18 protein-coding genes are annotated in these 20,800 nt (G+C 37.1%); 15 read left to right on the top strand and 3 right to left on the bottom strand.

The genetic code is table 11. The annotated features are described in order from the left end of the window. Nucleotides 1-55: 55 nt before the first annotated feature. Entirely contained in the window at nucleotides 56-1,810 is a 1,755-nt protein-coding gene (gene aspS, locus AP75_RS00780) for an aspartate--tRNA ligase (RefSeq protein ID WP_088263391.1), read from the bottom strand. Between the two features lie 207 nt (nucleotides 1,811-2,017). On the opposite strand from aspS, the gene AP75_RS14820 reads away from it, so the two are divergent. Next, a complete protein-coding gene (locus tag AP75_RS14820) occupies nucleotides 2,018-2,284 on the top strand; it encodes a 30S ribosomal protein THX (protein ID WP_031501477.1) in 267 nt (88 codons plus the stop codon). Between the two features lie 43 nt (nucleotides 2,285-2,327). Here AP75_RS14820 and AP75_RS00770 read toward each other — a convergent pair whose 3' ends face one another. Next, on the bottom strand, nucleotides 2,328-2,990 hold the full coding sequence (locus tag AP75_RS00770) for a DUF937 domain-containing protein (protein ID WP_088263390.1): 663 nt from the start codon (nucleotides 2,988-2,990) through the stop codon (nucleotides 2,328-2,330). A 111-nt stretch (nucleotides 2,991-3,101) separates the two neighbouring features. Then, nucleotides 3,102-3,611: a DUF2480 family protein gene (locus AP75_RS00765; protein ID WP_031501476.1), complete on the bottom strand. Its 510-nt coding sequence runs from the start codon at nucleotides 3,609-3,611 to the stop codon at nucleotides 3,102-3,104. 42 nt (nucleotides 3,612-3,653) lie between these two features. On the opposite strand from AP75_RS00765, the gene lpxB reads away from it, so the two are divergent. From lpxB to trmB, 14 genes are all read left to right on the top strand, one after another. Then, nucleotides 3,654-4,760 carry a lipid-A-disaccharide synthase gene (gene lpxB / locus AP75_RS00760; protein WP_088263428.1) on the top strand — a complete coding sequence of 369 codons (1,107 nt, stop codon included), beginning with the start codon at nucleotides 3,654-3,656 and terminating at the stop codon, nucleotides 4,758-4,760. A 7-nt stretch (nucleotides 4,761-4,767) separates the two neighbouring features. Beyond that, nucleotides 4,768-6,573, top strand: a complete 1,806-nt coding sequence (locus AP75_RS00755; protein WP_317043815.1) for a ComEC/Rec2 family competence protein — start codon at nucleotides 4,768-4,770, stop codon at nucleotides 6,571-6,573. A gap of 112 nt (nucleotides 6,574-6,685) precedes the next feature. After that, nucleotides 6,686-7,348, top strand: coding sequence for a succinate dehydrogenase cytochrome b subunit (locus tag AP75_RS00750; protein ID WP_088263389.1), 663 nt, complete (start codon nucleotides 6,686-6,688; stop codon nucleotides 7,346-7,348). A gap of 56 nt (nucleotides 7,349-7,404) precedes the next feature. After that, nucleotides 7,405-9,417, top strand: a complete 2,013-nt coding sequence (locus AP75_RS00745; protein WP_088263388.1) for a fumarate reductase/succinate dehydrogenase flavoprotein subunit — start codon at nucleotides 7,405-7,407, stop codon at nucleotides 9,415-9,417. Nucleotides 9,418-9,440: 23 nt separating this feature from the next. Continuing rightward, nucleotides 9,441-10,208: a succinate dehydrogenase/fumarate reductase iron-sulfur subunit gene (locus AP75_RS00740; protein ID WP_031501474.1), complete on the top strand. Its 768-nt coding sequence runs from the start codon at nucleotides 9,441-9,443 to the stop codon at nucleotides 10,206-10,208. A 185-nt stretch (nucleotides 10,209-10,393) separates the two neighbouring features. Then, nucleotides 10,394-11,893 carry a TlpA family protein disulfide reductase gene (locus AP75_RS00735; protein ID WP_031501473.1) on the top strand — a complete coding sequence of 500 codons (1,500 nt, stop codon included), beginning with the start codon at nucleotides 10,394-10,396 and terminating at the stop codon, nucleotides 11,891-11,893. Nucleotides 11,894-11,970: 77 nt separating this feature from the next. Continuing rightward, entirely contained in the window at nucleotides 11,971-12,273 is a 303-nt protein-coding gene (locus tag AP75_RS00730) for a hypothetical protein (RefSeq protein ID WP_031501472.1), read from the top strand. A gap of 181 nt (nucleotides 12,274-12,454) precedes the next feature. Continuing rightward, nucleotides 12,455-13,864, top strand: a complete 1,410-nt coding sequence (gene rlmD / locus AP75_RS00725; RefSeq protein WP_031501471.1) for a 23S rRNA (uracil(1939)-C(5))-methyltransferase RlmD — start codon at nucleotides 12,455-12,457, stop codon at nucleotides 13,862-13,864. Next, on the top strand, nucleotides 13,864-14,346 hold the full coding sequence (locus AP75_RS00720) for a DUF6452 family protein (protein WP_242589737.1): 483 nt from the start codon (nucleotides 13,864-13,866) through the stop codon (nucleotides 14,344-14,346). Before rlmD ends, AP75_RS00720 begins: the two co-directional genes overlap by 1 nt. Further along, complete coding sequence (locus AP75_RS00715) at nucleotides 14,312-14,971, top strand: DUF6048 family protein (protein WP_031501468.1); 660 nt, start codon at nucleotides 14,312-14,314, stop codon at nucleotides 14,969-14,971. Before AP75_RS00720 ends, AP75_RS00715 begins: the two co-directional genes overlap by 35 nt. Nucleotides 14,972-15,224: 253 nt before the next feature. Beyond that, a complete protein-coding gene (locus AP75_RS00710) occupies nucleotides 15,225-18,128 on the top strand; it encodes a reprolysin-like metallopeptidase (RefSeq protein ID WP_031501467.1) in 2,904 nt (967 codons plus the stop codon). A gap of 243 nt (nucleotides 18,129-18,371) precedes the next feature. Next, nucleotides 18,372-19,163: a hypothetical protein gene (locus AP75_RS00705; protein ID WP_088263387.1), complete on the top strand. Its 792-nt coding sequence runs from the start codon at nucleotides 18,372-18,374 to the stop codon at nucleotides 19,161-19,163. Nucleotides 19,164-19,245: 82 nt separating this feature from the next. Then, nucleotides 19,246-20,010, top strand: coding sequence for a DUF6759 domain-containing protein (locus AP75_RS00700; protein WP_088263386.1), 765 nt, complete (start codon nucleotides 19,246-19,248; stop codon nucleotides 20,008-20,010). A 68-nt stretch (nucleotides 20,011-20,078) separates the two neighbouring features. Beyond that, nucleotides 20,079-20,756, top strand: a complete 678-nt coding sequence (gene trmB, locus AP75_RS00695; RefSeq protein WP_031501466.1) for a tRNA (guanosine(46)-N7)-methyltransferase TrmB — start codon at nucleotides 20,079-20,081, stop codon at nucleotides 20,754-20,756. The last annotated feature ends 44 nt before the right edge of the window (nucleotides 20,757-20,800 follow it).

Genomic DNA, 20,800 nt, shown 5'->3' with positions numbered 1-20,800 from the left:
GCAATTTTGCTTTCTACAATAAAACGCTAAACAATTAAACTTTACGTTTAAATAGTTATTCCTTTATATCAACTTTTAATGCCAATTCTTCCAACTGCAAATCCGCAATCGGACTCGGTGCATCGATCATCACGTCTCTTCCGGAATTGTTTTTCGGGAATGCGATGTAATCTCGGATCACTTCATTTCCATCTAAAATCGCTACTAATCGGTCAAAACCAAAAGCCAAACCAGCATGAGGTGGTGCTCCGTATTTAAATGCGTTCATCAAAAATCCGAATTGTGCTTCAGCTTCTTCTTTGGTGAATCCTAACAAATCGAACATTCTGCTCTGCAAATCTTTATCGAAAATTCTTACAGAACCGCCTCCGATTTCATTTCCGTTCAAGACCAAATCATAAGCATTGGCGCGAACTTTTCCGGGTTCAGTATGAATGAGTTCCAAATCTTCCGGTTTTGGTGAAGTGAAAGGATGGTGCATTGCGTGATAACGTCCTGTTTCTTCATCCCATTCCAACAGTGGGAAATCGATTACCCAAAGCGGTGCAAATTCTTTTGGATTTCTTAAACCCAAACGGTTACCCAATTCCATTCTCAGCGCAGAAAGTTGAGTTCTTACTTTATTTTCGTTTCCGGACATGAGGAAGATTAAATCTCCTGCTTTTGCATTAAAGGCAGCCGCGACACGCTGCAAATCTTCTTCGGAATAGAATTTATTTACAGACGAAGTTACAACGCCATCATTTTGGAATTTAATCCAAACCATTCCTGAAGCGCCGATTTGTGGGCGTTTTACCCAATCAATCAGCTCATCAATTTGTTTTCTGGTATAATCGGCACAACCTTCCACGTTGATTCCAACGACCAATTCTGCGTCATCAAAAATTTTGAAATCTTTGCCTTTTACCAATTCATTTACTTCCACGAATTCCATTCCGAAACGGATGTCAGGTTTGTCGTTTCCGTATTTTTTCATGGCGTCCGCGAAGGTCATTCTTGGGAATTTCCCGAAATCGTTACCGGTGATATCTTTCAATAAAGTTGCGGTCATTCCTTCAAAAATCTCCAAAACATCTTCCTGTTCTACAAATGCCATTTCGCAATCGATTTGGGTAAATTCCGGTTGTCTGTCTGCACGCAAATCTTCGTCACGGAAACATTTTACTATTTGGAAATAACGGTCCATTCCGCCAATCATTAACAGTTGCTTGAAAGTTTGTGGCGATTGCGGAAGCGCATAAAACTGGCCCGGATTCATTCTGCTCGGAACCACAAAATCTCTCGCTCCTTCCGGAGTAGATTTAATGAGAACCGGAGTTTCTACCTCGATAAAATTTTGGTCAGAAAGGTAATTTCTTACTTTTTGTGCCATTTTATGGCGGAAAATAAGTTTGTCTTTTACCGGATTTCTGCGGATGTCCAAATATCTGTATTTCATTCTCAGTTCTTCGCCGCCGTCGGTTTCGTCTTCGATGGTGAATGGCGGAAGTTGAGATTCATTTAAAATCGTTAAATTTTCAACTAAAATTTCTATTTCGCCTGTAGGAATATTTGGGTTTTTTGAAACTCTTTCAATGACTTTTCCTTCAACCTGAATCACGAATTCACGTCCGAGCTTTTTAGCTTCTTCTATTAATTCAGCCGATGAACGTTCTTGATCAAGTACCAATTGTGTGATTCCGTAGCGATCCCGAAGATCGATCCAAATCATAAATCCTTTGTCTCGGATGGTCTGAACCCAGCCCGAAAGGGTAACAATTTGATCAAGATTCTGTAAGGTAAGTTCTCCGTTGGTGTGCGTCCGAAACATATTTTTTAGGATATTTGAGTTAATCTATTTTGCAAGCGCAAAGATAAGTTTTTTGAACGACTGTAAGAAGTGATTTTTGGGCTAAAGGAATTTTAGTAAAGTAGTGATTGATAGTATGTAAACTTTAAAATTTATGATTTTTTAAGATTCGCTTTGGGGTTTTTTTAGTTAACTTTGAAGAAATCAACATCAAAAAATAGTTTAATTATGGGAAAAGGAGATCAAAAATCAAGACGTGGAAAGATCTTTGCAGGAACTTATGGTAAAAGAAGACCGCGAAAATCGAAATCCGTTAAGAGTATTCCGGTAAAGGTTTTGAATGAAGAGGAAAAGAAAGATTCGAAAGTTAAAGTAAGAAAAGAAGTGGGATATCCTACAGGAAAATCTGAAAATGCCGAAGTACATTCTGACACGAAACAAAAAGCTGAAAAAGCGGAGACAAAAGCTAAGAAAACTAAAAAAACCGAAGAATAATCTTCGGTTTCTTAAATTTAATTCTATTTTGAACGAGGAGAATTTATTTTCCGCCTAAAATGCTTCCTAATAATCCACCTAATCCACCTTGTGATTGCTGTTGCTGATTACTTCCTCCAAGAACAGACCCCAAAATATCATTCAAAGGATTCCCAGAATTATTGGCTTGTGAACCACCTAAAACGCTACCTAAAATATCATTCAATGGGTTTGATGGTTCAGCTTGAGCTTGGCTTTGCGCGCCACCTAAAATTCCACCCAACAAATCACCTAGACCTCCACCGGAAGTTACACCATTTGATTGTTTCTGTTTACCAATATAACCCATAATTACAGGTGCCAACATTGCCAAAATAGGTCCGATTTTGTCTATTGAAATTCCGGTATTCTGAGAAAGTTGATTTTCTACGGTAGCTTTTTGACCTCCGAAAATGTGATCCAAAATAGAACCACCTTCTTGTTGGCGTGCTTCTACTTGCGAAGGATCACCGAGGATACTTCCGTCGTGGTCTTTATCTAAAGCGTTATTTAAAGCCTCTGCCTCATTGGGATCTTCTTGTGATTTTTTTCTTAAATAAGAAATAACCAAAGGCGAAGCAACTGCTAAAAGTGCAATAATTTGGTTCTTGCTAATGCCGAATTTATTTTCGGCTTGTGTCGCTACTTGGTTTCCGGCGTTTCCGGTGATTAAATCAATTAAACTCATAGTTTGTATTTTTTTGTGATTAAATATGAAAATCAAATTTAACAAAAAATCGACCGAGATGCTTTTCTAAACTGATAAAGTATTGTTAAAGTTTTTGATGAATATTTTAATTTAATTTTTAAAAATTGGAACATTGGAACATGCTTCGCCAAACATCAGTGATTTCACGAGCGGTTTCAGCTGCTCCACCAATTCGATATACGCATTTTCAGGAATCGATTGGTCGCTGCATCCTTTTACCAAAACTCTTTTTCCGTTCATCTCGCTGAAATCATAGGTTTGAATGGCGTTATGCATTAATAAAACTTCCAAATCTTCACGGTTTCCAAACACGATTTTTTTAGCAACATCCGTCAGTTTTGCGGTGATCAGGAAGTATGCCCAAAGTGGTACAATCGCATCTGCAGAGTTGTAAATATAAAGGTATGCATCTTCAAAATCTTGAGGATTGAGTGCCGCTATTTTTTCGCGAAAGTCTTTTTCTTTTAAAATCAAACCTTCGAAAAGGAAGTCTTTAAGGTCAATGCCTATTCTTTTTCCTTTTGGGATCAAGGTAGAAAGGTCGAAATTAATCAAACCACTTTCTGCAACTTTATTTTTTATTTCAAATTCTTCTGACATTTTTTATCTTTATCTTTGAGCAAAATTACAACTTTTTACCACGTGAAATACTATATCATCGCAGGGGAAGCGTCCGGAGATTTACATGCTTCTAATTTAATGAAGTCGATTTTGAAAAAGGATTCTACCGCTGAATTTCGGTTTTGGGGAGGAGATTTGATGGCGGATGTTGCGGGTTTTCCGCCGGTGAAGCATTATAAAGATTTGGCTTTCATGGGATTTTTGGAAGTGGCGAAAAACCTAAAAACGATTCTTGGAAATATTAAGTTTTGTAAAAAAGATATTGCTGATTATCAACCAGATGTGTTGGTTTTGGTAGATTATCCGGGATTTAATTTAAGAATTGCCGAGTTCGCAAAATCGTTGGGAATTAAAGTCATTTATTATATTTCTCCGCAACTTTGGGCATGGAAAGAAGGTCGCGTTGAAAAAATAAAAAACTTTGTTGATGAAATGCTTGTGATTCTTCCTTTTGAGAAAGAATTTTATAAAAAACATCGTGTTGATGCGCATTTCGTAGGTTATCCTTTGCTCGATGCAATTTCCGATTTGACGGAAATTTCTGCAGAAGATTTCAAAAAAGAACATGGTTTGAACGAGAAAGAAATCATCGCGCTTTTGCCTGGTTCTCGTGAACAAGAAGTCGAAAAAATGTTGGCTTTAATGCTTTCCGTGCGTCCTTTTTTTAAAAATTATCAGTTTGTAATTGCCGGCGCACCGAGTTTGACTAAAGAATTTTATAGCAAATTTGTAGATGATGATGTGCATTTTGTTTCTAATAAAACTTATGATTTATTGCGATGTTCGCGGGCAGCTTTGGTAACGTCCGGAACGGCGACTTTGGAAACCGCTCTTCTCAATATTCCGGAAGTAGTTTGCTATCGAAGCAGCAGAATTTCCTATGAAATCGGGAAAAGAGTAGTGAAAAATATTAAATTTATTTCCTTGGTAAATTTAATTATGGATCGCGAAGTAGTAACGGAATTGATTCAAAAAGAGCTGAATACTGAAAATTTGGTGAAAGAACTTCAGCAAATTTTGGAAGGGGAAAAGCGCGAAAAAATATTGCAGGACTTTGAACTTCTCCGCGAAAAACTCGGTGGAAAAGGAGCGAGTGATCATGCTGCTGAAATTATCGTGAAAAGCTGACTTTTTCTTGTGTAATCGTGGTTTAATTGTAATTGAAAATAAATTGCAAAAGCAGCCATTACTTATTCTGTGCATTTGCTTTATTCTGGGAATTTTTTTTCAGGATTATTTTTCGTTGCAGCGATTTTCTATCCTTATTTTATTGATAGGCAGCTTTTTATCATTATGTATTTATTTTGTTAAAGGATTTTATGCTCATCGAACTCGCCATGTTTCGTTGTTTATTTTATTCTTTTCACTCGGTATTTTCTCGCATTATCTCCATTCGAAAAAACCGGATTTGCCGATTCTTGAAAGCAAAGAAAATATTGTTTTCAAAATCAATAAAAAACTAAATTCCAACGAAAAAAATCGTCGTTACGAAATCACGGCTTGGAAAGGAAAAGAATCTTTTTTAAGTGTTCTTTCTGTACCAAAATCCGAGATTGAACTCGATTTTCTGCACTATTATAAAGGTGAAATTTACATCAATCAGCTTCAAAAACCTTATCATGATTTTCAGTTTGATTATGGAAAATATTTGGCAAGAAAACAGATTTATTTTCAAGCTTATTTGCCTAATTCATTCAAATCTGGATTGCGAAATGATTTAAGTTTCGCGGAAAAAATCAAACAAAAAAGACTAGAAACTTTAAGTAAAATCGATCTTGCTGAATTCAGTAAAAAATCGCGGGAATTCACGAAAGGAATTATCCTTGCGGATCGGACGGAGATGGATCAGGAGACGGTTCAGGATTTCAGTAAATCCGGATTGATGCATGTTTTGGCGATTTCCGGTTCGCACATGGCGATTATTTTCTGGTTGATTTTGCTTGTTTTAAATTGGGTATTTCCTCCAAAATTTAGGAATTTCAAGATGGTTTTTGCCTTGGTTTTGATTTGGGCATTTGCGATTTTTATCGATTATGGAAGCTCGGTGGTGCGAAGTTGTATCATGATTTCTGCGTATTATATTTTCGTGATTTTGCAACGAAAACCAGATTTGCTTCATGCAATGGCTTTGGCAGCGATCGGATTACTCATTTTCGATACACAACAGCTTTTTGACGTAGGTTTTCAGCTGAGTTTTGTGGCGGTTTTCGGAATTTTCTGGCTGAACAAACCGATTTTAAAATACTTGCCAAAGCCCAAAAATAATTTTCAAAATTTCTTAGCCAATATCGTTTCTGTAAGTTTTGCGGCACAAATTGCAACGCTTCCGATTGTTATTTATTATTTTCATCAATATTCTTTGGTGTCGATTTTTGCGAATTTGGTGGTGATTCCTTTTTCAGAAATTATCATTATTTTTTCATTGTTAATGACTTTGCTCATTGGCTTTTCCGTTCAGTTTTCATGGTTGAATTTGATTTACGATAAAGTGGTGATTTTTACTTTGAAAATGATTCATTGGTTTGCCGATTTCGATTTTGCTTTCCATAAAATGCTTCCAATGACATTTTTGGAAGTTTTGGTCGCTTTTGCAGTGGTTTGGTTTTTAAGATTTGCGATTTTGAACCCGAAACTGAAAACCATTTCAAAAGTTGTTTATTTTCTTCTCATCTTCTTTGCACTGCGACTTTTGCTTAATTATAAAGCCGCTGAAATTGATGAGGTTTTGGAACATTCTTATTTTAAAGAGAAAATAGTTTCTGTAAAGAAAGATCGTAAAGTTATCTTTGTTTTAAGAGAAAAATCGAATTCCGAGAAAGTTCAACAATATATTATTGAACCTTATTTAACGGCAAGAAGAGTTCAGAATTTTGAGATTAAAATTTTACCAAAAGGAGTACACGAAGTTCAAATTGAAGGTAAAAATTACGATTTTGATTAACGTTAAAAAAATTATTTAGAAAGATTACAAACTAAAAAAATCTGATAAATCTCACCTTTAGATACCTTAACAATTTTTTAACTTTGTGGAAATTCAAATTTAAACATTAATTATGGCAGGATTAACAAGTTCTACTATCGGTAGAAAGTACGCAATGGCATTGTCTGCAATGTTTTTGCTCATATTCCTTATCATGCACCTTTCGGTGAATTTACTTTCAATTTGCAGCCCTTCAGCTTTTAATGCCGCATCGGAATTTATGGGTTATAACCCGTTTATTCAGTTCCTGATGCAGCCAATTTTGGGATTTGCAGTGGTGTTCCATTTCGTGATGGGATTTGTTCTGGAATTAAAAAACCGAAGCGCAAGACCAGTGAAATATGCAGTAAACCAAGGTTCAGCCAATTCTACTTGGATGTCGAGAAATATGATTATTTCCGGGTTGGTAGTTTTAGCTTTTTTGGGATTACACCTTTATGATTTTTGGTGGCACGAAATCAACTTCAAGTACATTGAAGCCAATACTCCGGATAACGGAAGATTCTGGGCGGAACTTCATGATAAATTTGCTGACCCGCTGAGAGTTGTTTTTTATGTAATTTCTTTCGTATTATTAGGATTGCATTTGGCGCATGGTTTCCAATCTTCTTTCCAGTCTGTGGGAGCGCGTCATCCGAAATACACTCCTGTTATCAAAACTTTGGGAGCTTGGTATTCCATTCTTATTCCTGCAGGATTTATTTTCATTGCAGTATATCACTTTTTAACTCAATAAATTTTAAGTTTTAAGTATTCTAAAATTTAAAGTTTAAAATTTAAAATTTCTATAAAATGAGCAAATTAGATTCAAAAATTCCGGCAGGTCCTTTAGCGGACAAATGGAAAAATCATAAAGACCACATGAACTTGGTTGCACCAAACAACCGCGATAAAATTGATATTATTGTGGTGGGAACCGGACTTGCAGGTGGTTCTGCAGCCGCAACTTTGGCGGAACAAGGCTATAATGTAAAAGCATTTTGCTACCAAGATTCACCAAGAAGAGCGCACTCCATTGCGGCTCAAGGTGGAATTAACGCAGCAAAAAATTATCAAAACGATGGCGACTCTATTTATAGATTATTTTACGACACGATAAAAGGTGGCGATTACCGCGCAAGAGAAGCAAACGTATATCGATTAGCAGAAGTTTCCGGAAATATCATCGACCAATGTGTTGCGCAAGGTGTTCCTTTCGGTAGAGAATACGGCGGACAATTGGATAACCGTTCTTTCGGTGGTGTGCAGGTGAAAAGAACTTTTTATGCAAAAGGACAAACCGGACAACAGTTATTGTTGGGAGCATATTCCGCAATGAGCCGACAAATCGGAAAAGGAAAAATAAAAATGTACAACCGTCACGAAATGCTTGAATTGGTAGTTGTTGACGGAAAAGCAAGAGGGATTATTGCTAGAAACCTTGTTACCGGAGAAATCGAGAGACATTCTGCACACGCAGTCGTTATCGCCTCCGGAGGTTACGGTAATGTGTATTTCCTTTCTACAAACGCGATGGGTTCCAACGTTTCTGCATCTTGGAAAATTCATAAAAAAGGAGCTTATTTCGCAAATCCTTGTTATGTTCAAATTCACCCGACATGTATTCCGGTTCATGGAACGCAGCAATCAAAACTTACTTTGATGTCGGAATCGTTAAGAAATTCAGGAAGAATTTGGGTTCCAAAAAATATCGAAGATGCAGAAGCAATTCGCGCAGGAAAATTAAAACCTGAAAATATCGCTGAAGAAAACAGAGATTATTATTTAGAAAGAAGATATCCGGCTTTTGGAAACTTGGTTCCTCGTGACGTGGCTTCCAGAGCGGCAAAAGAAAGATGTGACGCGGGTTACGGAATCGAAAACAACGATACAAAAGAAGGCGTTTTTTTGGATTTCTCAACAGAAATCATCAAAAAAGGACATGAAGCGGCTTTAGAGAAAAATATTCATAATCCTTCTCCGCAACAAATCTACGATCTTGGTAAAGCCTGGATCGAAGAAAAATACGGAAACCTTTTCGTAATGTACGAAAAAATTACGGCAGACAATCCTTATGTAACGCCAATGAAGATTTATCCGGCAGTTCACTACACCATGGGCGGAGTTTGGGTTGATTACAACTTGCAATCTACCATTCCAGGATGTTTCGTGATTGGAGAGGCGAATTTCTCCGACCACGGTGCAAACAGATTAGGAGCATCTGCATTGATGCAAGGTCTTGCGGATGGTTATTTCGTACTTCCATATACCATTGCCGATTATCTTTCTGCAGACATTAGAACGGGAGCAATTCCTACAAACTCAGCAGAATTTGACGCTGCTGAAAAAGAAGTGAAAGACAAAATCCATTTCTTCCTTAATAATAATGGAAAACATTCCGTAGATTACTTCCACAAAAAATTGGGCCACATCATGTGGAACAAAGTAGGAATGGGAAGAACTCCGGAAGGTTTGAGAGAAGCGATTTCTGAAATCGAAGAAGTAAGAAAAGAATTTTGGAAAGACGTAAGGGTTCCAGGTTCCAACGACGAAATGAATCCTGAATTAGAAAAAGCATTCAGAGTTGCAGATTTCTTGGAATTAGGACAATTGATGGCAATTGATGCTTTGAAAAGAGAAGAATCCTGTGGAGGCCATTTCCGATGGGATCACGCAACACCTGAAGGTGAAGCGGAACGTGATGATGAAAACTTCAAATACGTAGCCGCATGGGAATACCAAGGAAACGACATTAATCAGGAAATAATGCACAAAGAAGACCTGGTTTATGAAAATATCGAAGTGAAAACAAGAAGTTATAAATAATCTCCGAAAAAGTAAATATTAAAATGAGTGCTAAAAAAGGATTAAACCTGACTCTGAAAATTTGGAGACAGAAAAATAATAAATCAAAAGGTCAGTTTGAAACCTATAAAATTTCAGACGTTTCTACCGACTCTTCCTTTCTGGAAATGTTGGATATGCTCAATGAGAAGCTTATCAATGAAGGAAAAGAACCTGTAGCTTTCGATCACGACTGCCGCGAAGGAATTTGTGGAATGTGTTCGCTATATATCAACGGTAGAGCTCACGGTCCAGATACCGGAATTACCACTTGCCAGTTGCACATGAGAATGTTCAAAGATGGCGAAACCATTCATATCGAACCTTGGCGTAGTGCGGCTTTTCCTATAATTAAGGATTTAGTGGTGGATAGAAGCGCCTTCGATAAAGTAATGGCTGCAGGTGGATTTATTTCCGTGAACACTTCCGGAAATACTTTGGACGCTAACGCAATTCTTGTTCCGAAAGATGATGCAGACAAAGCAATGGATGCCGCAGCTTGTATCGGTTGTGGAGCTTGTGTGGCGACTTGTAAAAACGGATCAGCAATGTTATTTGTTGGTGCAAAAGTTTCCCAATATGCGTTGCTTCCGCAAGGTAGAGTAGAAGCGCAAAGAAGAGTTCTAAGCATGGTAAAAGCCATGGACGAAGAAGGCTTCGGTAACTGTTCCAATACTGGCGCTTGCGAAGTTGAATGTCCTAAAGGAATTTCTTTGGAAGTAATCGCAAGAATGAACCGCGAGTTTATGGCAGCTAATATCAATAGAGGATAAAAATCTTTATAAAATCTACAAGAATCCGTTTTCTTACACTGAAAGCGGATTTTTCATTGTTAAAATTTCACAAAAAATAGCCTAAAATTTTCGTTAACTCTTTATATAACTTACTTTTGTTCTCGTTATATTCAGAAAGAATAGAAATGTAACTGTAAACAAAATTTATACACAACAATACAAACATGAGTAAATATTTTTTAATGCTGATTTTTGCTTTCGTAGCAATTTCATGTTCAAAAAAGGTAGAAGTAAAAGGTAATTTCGCAGGTGGATCACCGCTAGAAAGAATCGAATTTATTGAAGCATCAGGTGTTGCAACTTTGCCTTTGGTTAATTTAGGAGTAGATTCAAAAGGAAGTTTTTCCGGTAGTTTTGAAGCCCCGAAAAACGGAATGTACATCATGTCTTATGCCGGTAAAACTGCAATGATTTACCTAAAAGGCGGACAGCAATTGAATATTTCTGGGCAAGCGGCCAATTTTCCTAATCAATTTACAATCACCGGTGATGCGAAAAACAACAACGATTTCCTAATGGATGTGCAAAAATTCGTACAAGGATATGCAGCGAAAATCAATGTTGGTGAATTAGTAAGCAAAAATGAAGATGCGTTCTTAAAAGAAATCGAAAAAATCAAAAATGATTTCGAAACCAATATCGATGCCGCAGCGAAAAAAGCATCTGCTGACAGCGAAGTAGTTCAGTATAAAAAAGACGAACTGAATGCAAGTTTGTTGGGATTGATGAACCAATACGAAATCAATCATGCGCAAATTACCCAAAATCCAAATTATAAGACCTCTAAAAATTTCAAAGATGCGGAAGCAAAGCTTGATGCCGATAGCGACAGAATGTTGAAAAATCAACCTATTTATAGAAATTATCTTTTAGGAAAATTGAGTCCAGAGTTCCAAAAATTTGCATCGGCAAACAGCAAAAGTGGAACGGAAATGTCTTCTGAGGTTTTCGCAAAATTTTTAGATACCAAAAAAGATCTTTCTCAAACTGCCAAAGATTATCTTTTAGCTTTCGTGCTTTCCAGCGGCGATATTACGCCGGGAATGACCAAGGAAAACTCCGAGAAAATTTCCAAAATCATCAAAGAAAAAATTAAAGATAGCCAAATCAAAAAAGATTTGGAAAGAATCCAATTTGTAATCGTAGGTCCAAAAGTGGGTGATGCAATGAGCAACGCAAAACTAGTAAAAGCAGACGGAAGCGATTATAAATTTGCTGGCGGAAAACCAACCTTGGTAATGTTCTACGCTTCGTGGAATCCTTATATTGCCGAAGGAACTATTCCTGTATTGAAAGAAGTAGTGAATTTCTACAAATCAAAAATGGATTTCACTTTCGTGAATCTGGACGATACCAAAGATCAATTTGTAAAAACAAGCAACGCACTTTTGAAAGGAATTCCGGGAACCAACGTTTATGGTGAAGGTGGAATGAACGCACAAATTGCGAAAGATTTGGGAATCTATGGTTTCAAACTTCCTTCTTTCATCGTTTTGGATAAAGATGGAAAAATTGCAAGCCGATTCTTCTACAACCTGGGCGATCCGGAAATTGTTACGGTTTTGGATAAACTTTCAGGATTGAAAGCACCTATGGTGCAGCCGGAAGCTACGTTGCAAAACGATTTATTGTCGCCACAGCCAGAAGTTGCTCCAACAAAGTAATTTCCAGCAGAAATTAAAATATTTCCTGCTCATTTTATTTGGGCAGGATTTTTTTTATATTCGTTTAAAATTAATTAATGAAAAACGATTTAATTATTTCTCCAAGCATCCTTTATTGGTTGGTCTTTTTCGGAATCATCTTTACTGTTTTTTCAGTAAGTTTTGATCTTTCATCTTTTGGCATCTCAGTTCAGATGGGGAAAATATTGTCCTATGTTGCGGTGTTGTGCAATTTTATTGTTGCTATCGTTCTTATTATTGATGTTTTTAAAAACCACAATCCTTCGAGATTTTTATGGACATTAGGATTTCTGCTTTTTGGAGCTTTCGTAGGATATTTTTACTTAAGAAATCGAGATTCTTATTCTGCGCAACCTTAGTTTTTATTCAATAGAAACGGGCTTTAGCTCGTTTTTTTGTAAAAGATCATTTGGCTTTAACCAAAATTTCGTCTATGCAAAATCTCATTAAAAATAATTTAATGAATTTCAAATTCCTCCGATTGAATTATCGCCTCTTTTTATTTTCAAAACCTTACTTTTGTGTTCATTAAAATTGTCGATGAGAAAGAAAAACAAAAATATCGTTTTAGAAAATATCAGATTGGTTTCTGCAGGTGCAAAAGGCGTAGCAATAGGCAAAACCGACGATGGTAAAACCGTGTTGGTTTCCGGTGCGGTTCCTGGTGATTTGGTTAATGCAAGAGTAAAAAAATCAAAATCAAATTATTTCGAAGCCGAAGCTGTGGAAATTTTGGAGGAATCTCCTTATCGCGTAGCTCCAAAATGTGTGCATTTTGGGGTATGTGGAGGTTGCAAATGGCAGAATCTTGCCTATGAGCAGCAACTTGTTTTCAAGCAAGACGAGGTTTATAACCATATCAAAAGAATTGGCGGCATCGAAGATTTCGAAACTTTACAAATTTTGGGAAGCAAGGAACAATATTTCTACCGCAATAAAATGGAATTTTCTTTTTCCAATGCTCGTTGGCTTACACAATACGAAATCAGTTCCGAGGAAAACTTCGGAAACCGCGACGCTTTAGGATTCCATATTCCGGGGATGTGGAGCAAAATTCTCGACCTCAAGGAATGTTGGCTTCAGGAAGATCCATCGAATGCGATTCGTTTGGCAGTGAAAAATTATGCGGTAAAAAACGGGTTGGAGTTTTTTGATGTAAAAGAACAAAGCGGATTTTTGCGAACTTTAATGATGAGGCAAAATTCTAAAGGGGAATGGATGGTGTTGTTCCAACTTTTCCGTGATGAAAAGGAAAACCGCGAGAAATTATTTGATTTTTTACTTTCAGAATTTCCGCAAATCAGAACTTTGGTTTATTGCATTAATTCAAAACAAAATGATTCTATTTACGATCAAAATGTCGTAATCTATTTCGGTGACGGCTTTTTGATGGAAGAAATGGATGGTTTGAAATTTAAAATCGGACCGAAATCTTTCTTCCAAACCAATTATAAACAAGCTTTAGAATTGTATAGAAAAACCCTCGAATTTGCAGATTTGAAAGGCGATGAGGTGGTTTACGATTTATACACCGGTACCGGAACGATTGCACAGTATGTTGCTAGAAATGCCAAACAGGTAATTGGTATAGAATCGGTTCAGGAAGCGATCAATGCAGCGAAAGAACACGCAGAACTGAATGGTTTATCAAATTGCACGTTCTATTGCGGTGACATGAAAGACATTTTCAATGATGAATTTTTAGCAAATCACCCGAAAGCTGATGTTTTAATTACCGATCCGCCACGAGATGGAATGCATCAAAAAGTAGTGGAGCAAATCCTGAAATTAGCTCCTGAAAAAATCGTTTATGTAAGTTGTAATTCCGCCACACAAGCGAGAGATTTAGCTTTAATGAAGGATCAATATCGATTGGTGAAAATATTGCCGGTTGATATGTTCCCACAAACGCATCATGTTGAAAATATTGCACTTTTAGTAAAAATTTAATGATGAAAGTTCTGAAAATTTTCCTGATTTCTCTGTTTTTATTTTCCGTTTTTTCCTGCGGAAGCGATGATGATATTTGCTTAAGCGGCGAGGCAACACCGAGAATGAAACTTAAATTCAAAACAAAAGCTACCGGAAAACTCAAAACAATGGATTCTATATTTGTAAATGTAGATTACGGAAGCGGTCCGGTTTCGGTGATTGCAGCAAAAACCAAGACCGATTCGGTTTTTATTCCTTTAAGAGTTGATGATGCACTTTTTACTAGAATTTATGTCGGTTTATCGAAAGCTGCAGTAACTTCTGAAGTGAAAGTGAATTGTACCACGAAATCAGAATATGTTTCCCCGGCTTGTGGAATCAAGAAAAATTATGAAAATGTAAGTGCTGTTTTGGAAGTGCCCAATCCTGTCTTAGAAGTCGAACAAAATCAAACTCAAATTACAGATGAATCCAAGACTCATTTTTTCCTTCTTTTTTAGCTTTATGTTCCTGATTTCTTTTGCGCAAAAGGAACAAGATTCACTTAAAACAAAATGGAAATACGAACCTAATTTTATGGTTGGGTTTGATGTTTTGAATGCGGGAATTGGCGTTTTTTCGGATCGAAAACTTTTTCAGGGATTTGTATCTTCTCGAATCAGTAAAAATATTCATGCCGTAGCAGATGTAGGTTTTGAAAAAAATATTTACCAAAAAAATGGCTATGACGCCTCTGTCGATGGACCTTTTTTGAAATTAGGTGCTTTTTATATGTTGGCGAATGATAAAGAAAACCCATTGAACGGATTCTACGCAGGTGGAAAATTGGCGGGTTCATTTTACAACCAAGAATACAAAGCGGTTCCTGTTAGGGGTTATGGCGGAAGCGAAACTTCGGTGGCTTTTCCTGCATCATCTCAAAGTTCGTATTGGATCGAAGCAACGGTTGGTGGACGCGTTCAATTGTTTGATTCGCCTTTTTATATCGATGTTACCGCACAACCAAGATATTTGCTATTTTCAACGACGCAAGACGATATCAAACCGATGATTGTTCCTGGTTTCGGAAAAAGTTCAGCTAAATTCAATGTTGGTTTCTCCTGGAATATCAATTATTACTTCTAAGCAATAAAAATACTATGTAATAAATAATATACTCGTAATTTTTTACGGGTATTTTTGTTTATAAATTCTTAATTAATAAAATTCAATTATGAATAATGAATTTTATTATCATTAATATTCTATAACTGATAATTATACGCTTGTTTTATTATCGAAAATTTCTGTATAATACTGAGTTATTGCAATCTTTATTTTGGCAATCGGGAAAAAAAAATTACATTTGAGAAAAATTATTTTAAAATTAATTAAACTTATGAAGAGAATTTTTACTTCTTTACTTTGTGGTTTGATGTCGACAGCTGCACTTGCACAGTGGAGCCCAACATCTATGCACGGTGAGAAAATCAGACCGACGTCTAAGATCACGAGTTACTATTCATTAGATCTTAATGCGATTAGATCTACACTGGCAAATGCTCAGGAAACAGGAAAAAGTGCAAAACCTGTAGAAATTAAATTGCCAACCCTAAACGGGAAAATTGAAAGGTTTGCGGTATATAGCGCGCCTGTTGTTGTGAAATCTATTGCAGATCGTCATCAGTTAGGCTCCTATGTAGGGGTAGGTATTGATGATCCTTCTGCATATGTGAGATTTAGTGTCGCTCCGAATGATTTTCAGGCGATGATGCTAAAAAATGGGGTTTATGAATTTATTGAACCTCAGAACGCCAGTAAATCTGTATATGGTGTACACAGCAAAACAGATAAAATTGCGGGTGATAAAGCGTTTGTTTGCTCTACAGACGAAGCACCTGTGACGAAGAAACAGATGGATGAGTTGTATAAATCGGGCAAAAGTTTTACCAACATGCCGACGAATTTTGCAAGATCCTCCGATCAAAAGTACAGAACCATGCGTCTTGCAATGACGGTGAATGGTGAATATACCCAATATTTTGGAGGTACCGTGGAGGGTGCATTAACACAAATTAATGCTACACTTACCCGTTGTAACTTTGTTTTTGAGAAGGACTTTGCTTTGCATTTAATCTTGCAGGACTTTCCAACCTTAATCTATACCGATCCTGCTACTGATCCGTATTCTACTACCTTGTCTTCATGGAACTTGGCGGCGCAAAAGGCAATTACTGCTGCTGCCGGAGAAGCGAACTATGATATCGGACATATGTTTGGGGCCTCCGGAGGTGGAGGAAACGCCGGATGTATCGGGTGTGTATGTATTAGCCCAACTTTGGATGCCAACGGAGTTCCAACCAATAACGGAAAGGGTTCGGGTATTACTTCTCCAGCGGATGGCAAACCATTTGGTGATAACTTCGATATTGATTATGTTGCACATGAGATGGGTCACCAGTTGGGAGGTAACCATACTTTCTCTCATTCTCTTGAAAGTTCGGGATCTAATATGGAGCCGGGTTCTGGTTCTACTATTATGGGTTATGCAGGTATTACTGCACAGAATGTGCAGGCACATTCTGATGCTTATTTCCACTACCGCAGTATTTTTCAGATCCAGACCAATCTTACAAACAAGACCTGCGATATTGAAACTGCAGTTGCAAACACGCCACCTGTAATTACGCCGATGGCAGATATTACCATTCCGAAGGGTACAGCTTTCTTCCTTACAGCACAGGCAACGGATGCGGAAAACGATCCGATCGATTATACTTGGGAACAGGTCGATAATGCTACCATACCTACTACAATTACAAATTTAGGAACACTGGCAACGGGACCTACTTTCAGATCTATTGCACCCACTGCAAATCCTGTAAGATACTTCCCGAAATTCGCTACTGTATTAGCAGGTAACCTTAAAAATAATGCAGACTGGGAAGCGGTATCTACTGTGGGAAGGGCGACTAACTTCATGGTAACAGTAAGAGATAACAACGCTGATATTGCTAAGCAGCAGACGCAAAGTGCACTACAAAAAGTTACTGTAAGTGATAACGGACCGTTTAAAATTACCTCTAGAAGAGTGTTTAACAATGTTGCAGGACCTTTAACCTGGGATGTTGTAGGTACAAATGCTGCACCTTTCAATGTAGCAAATGTGAAAATTGATTATACCCTGGACAATGGAACTACATGGATCGTCTTAGCAGCATCGACTCCAAATGATGGGTCTGAGGATTTCTACTTCCCAGCTCTAGTTGACAATACTGCATTGAAAATGAGAATTAGTGCCATCGGGAATGTATTTTACGCGATTTCGCCATTAACTGCAGGTCAGTATAAGGCTTGTGATGGAACAGCCCCAGACGGCCTTCAAGCAACTAATGTAGCATTAACAAGCGTAGACTTATCCTGGATTCCGGTGCAGAATGCAACTTACGTCGTAAGATATAAGAAATCCACAGACACTACGTGGACAGAAGTTGCTACAACGGCTACCAGTATCACCTTAACTGGTTTAGCTAACACGACAGCCTATGGTGTACAGGTAGCTGCAGTATGTAGTGGAACAACCGGAGCCTATTCAGCTACTGTTAATTTCACTACGCTAGAGCCAACCTATTGTACGGCGGGAGCTACAAGCACAGCAGGTGAAAAAATTTCGAATGTTACTTTTGCGGGAATTAATAACAATTCAACTGGAACGGTAGGCTACCAAAGTTTTACCAATGTAGTAGGAAAAGTAAACAAAGGTGAGGCTTACGCTTTTAGCGCATCGTTTACAGGTACTTCTTATTCCAGTGATCAGGTAAATGTTTGGATTGATTATAACAACGATAAAGATTTCGATGATCCGGGTGAAAAAGTTTTGACAACTGCCAAAAAATTATCACCTTGGACGGGTACCATCACGATCCCAGCTGATGTACCAAGCGGTACAACCAGAATGAGAGTGAGATTAAGTGACACGGCTTCAGGTGACAACAGTACTCCTTGTGGTACGTCAACTTACGGACAGGTAGAAGATTATACTTTAGAAATAGGTACGCTGGCAACTGTGGATACCGCAGTTTCTAATGTGCGTGTATATCCTAATCCTGCAACCGATGTGTTGAATGTTTCTAAAGTTTCTAATAATGCAACTTACAGCATCTACAATGTAGCTGGTCAAATCGTTGCTAAAGGAAAAATCGCAGATAACAAAGTACAAGTTGCTAAACTACAGGCTGGTGTTTACATCATCTCTGTAGAAGATAACGGAAATGTAGAAAAAGTGAAATTTATTAAAAAATAAAAACACATTTTAATAATAGTAGATCCCCGGAATACCACCGGGGATTTTTTGTGCAATTATTTTTATAATTTTTTTTCCAATAGATTTACAGGTGAAAAACAGAAATATTTTCCTCATAAATATTTTTAAACCAACGTTTAAGATTATTTAACATTTGTATAATTTATTTAACCAAACTTTAACCACGGCAAACCCTTTATTCATCATAGTAAATGTAAAAATTGATTTACTTTTGCTTCCTATATGAAACGATTTTTTCTACTTGTTGCGCTGTTTGTTTTAACACAGATTCATTCCCAGTTTTTCTCCGGCGAAATTATTATCAGAGATAATTCTGTGTACTATCTCAATCAGGTTTATGTAACCAACATTACTTCTCATAAAACTGTTTACACCGATTATTTCGGTACTTTTAAAATTCCGGCGAAACCAGGTGATGTAATTCGTTTTACTTCTATCGTTACCGATCGAAAAGATGTTACCGTAACCGCAGAAAATTTGCAGAATGCTAATAACTTTGTCGAACTGAAAATCGCTTACTATGATATTCAGGAAGTGGTTATTAATAAATTTAAACCTACCGGAAACCTGAGAAAAGATGTGAGTTCGCTGAAAACCGGAGAAAAAACATTGGCGCTGCAGAAAATGATCGGATTGCCTGCTCCCAAAGGTGATGGAACGTCTCCACAACTTCCTGTTGCTGGTTTTTCGGGTGGAGGCCTCACTTTTAGTTTAGAGAGTATTTATGACATCCTTTCAGGCGATCGCAAAAAGAAGGAACGCGCCAATCAATATGAAAAAATGAATGTTGCTGTAGCCAACATCAGAAAATATTATGGTGATGCATATTTTACTAACCTGAAAATTCCTGCCAGCTTCATTGATAATTTCTTGCAGTTTGTTTATACTTCTGAAGGTTTATTTCCTCTTATCGAAGAAAATAATTACGAGGCAGTTTCCGTTTATATAGAAAAGTACTTGCCGATTTATCAACGGCGACTTCGAAATTCACATTTGATGGACAACTTAGAATGATTTCTGAATCACATTAAAGCTAATTTATAATTTTTAAATAAATTTGCACAAAAATTTTAAGCTAAACTTATTATCAATAAAAATGTATTTTTTTAAAAATATACTCCTTTCTTTCGTATTCACTTCGGCAATATTCTCCGCACAGCAAAAAGGTAAAGATTATTCTCATATCCTCAGAAGTAATAATATTTATGAAATAGATGCATACCTAAAAATTGCACATCCGGATGAACCCAAAAGATCGGTCTTGAAACCAAGACTTATTCAATTGCTCAAAGATTATATAAAGAATGCTCAGCCAACAGATCAGCGTGTCAAAGATTTTCAAGAAAAGCTTGCAATTCTTCGCAGAAAGCCTTCGACAAAAATTGGTTTTGATGAAATGAATGAAACCATTCGCCAAAAACAGATTGCTTACTACAAAGAACGGCTAGAATCTTCCAACCAATCGAAAACATCGGATCCAAATCCGCAACCATCTTCCAATGAAGCGGTAGCTTATGAAAATCCAGAAGAGGAAGAATTTAAAATGCTGATGTCCACTAACCCAATCGAGCACAAGAATAACACGGTAAAAATCCTAAATTCGCTATTTGATAACAACCCAAACAGCACTGAAAGTATTGTAATGATTGAAAACAAATCGGAATGTAACATCATTATGCGAATGGAAGGAGTGGGTTTTACCAAGTATCGTCTCGCAATTCCTGCACAATCGGATAATACGATTGTGGTACCAAAAGGCGATTATCTTTTTTCAAGTTTGCTTTGTGGTGCTCAGTATGCGTCGCAAAAAACAGTGAAGCAGGCAATCATCGTAGAGTTGGGAGAATCTAAAGTTCATTGATTTTAATTTGGTTAAAAAAGCATTAAAGTCTATATTTTTGGTTATTTTTGCACGATTTTGAATAAGAAATGGGTAAAAATAAACTGGCAAGATTTGCCGAAAACAAAATACTTCCAAATGTATTTCAGCCGACCAGAGAAGAGGCGCTCGACAATTATCCTTTAAAAGGAAAATGGAGATCCGAAGTTTTCAAAAATGAGAATCCTATTGTCTTGGAACTCGGTTGCGGAAAAGGGGAATATTCCGTAGGATTGGCAAAGTCTTTTCCTGAAAAAAACTTCATCGGGATTGATATCAAAGGTGCTAGATTTTGGTTTGGAGCTAAAGAAGCTCACGAGAAAAACCTCAATAATGTCGCTTTTTTGAGAACGCAAATCGAATTGGTAGATTGTTTTTTTGACCAAGATGAGGTTGATGAAATCTGGATTACCTTCCCGGATCCACAGATTAAATACCGCAGAACCAAACACCGAATGACGCATCCTGACTTTCTGGATCGCTACAGGAAAATTTTAAAGAAAGACGGTATTATTCATCTGAAAACCGATTCGGAATTTCTTCATGGTTATACTTTAGGATTGCTTCAGGGACAAGGTCACGAAATTATTTCTGCACATCACGATATTTATGGAGCACCGGAATACGAACCGGGAACGCCACTTCTGAGAGAAATAAAGACCTATTACGAGGGATTATTTTCCGCAAAAGGGAAAACTATTACTTATATTAAATTCAGAATTAAGTAACTGTTTTCGATTTAAATTTTTAAATCATTTTCATTTAAACATAA

Source organism: Kaistella haifensis DSM 19056 (assembly GCF_000735695.2).
Taxonomy (GTDB): domain Bacteria; phylum Bacteroidota; class Bacteroidia; order Flavobacteriales; family Weeksellaceae; genus Kaistella; species Kaistella haifensis.
This window is presented reverse-complemented; position numbering and strand designations above follow the sequence as displayed.